The 321-nt window shown below is 48.9% G+C and carries 1 protein-coding gene; it reads right to left on the bottom strand.

Annotated features, from left to right (window positions below):
* Window positions 1-48: 48 nt before the first annotated feature.
* Window positions 49-321: hypothetical protein (locus J4G38_RS28505; RefSeq protein ID WP_226164239.1), on the bottom strand; the 273-nt coding region annotated here is incomplete at its 5' end.

Raw genomic sequence — 321 nt, 5'->3', positions numbered from 1 at the left:
GCACTGTTCTAACTTAACGTTACGCTTCATATAGCATCCCTTCTTTGGTTATTGCTTACGCTTTGTTGCAGCAAGCAGTTCGTTTATCTCTTGTAGTTCCTGAGAGTTTATGATGAAGTCCGTCAGACTGCGCTCCAGGGCTGGCAGATACTCTGGTACCGCGTAACCTGACTGCACGTATGTTACCAACCGCTCTTTGAACCACTTCACATCTTTCAGCCTTGCATACGCTGTTGATAGGTTTGATGGCATGCGGTGGCGCAGCTGCCTTATACGGACTATACGGTGCCTGCACGTGGTGCATAGCTTGTCGTCCTCAGT

The organism is Hymenobacter terricola (genome assembly GCF_017921975.2).
In the GTDB taxonomy this organism is placed as follows: Bacteria; Bacteroidota; Bacteroidia; order Cytophagales; family Hymenobacteraceae; genus Hymenobacter; species Hymenobacter terricola.
Note: the sequence above shows the minus strand (reverse complement) of the source record. Positions and strands in the feature narration are given on the sequence as shown.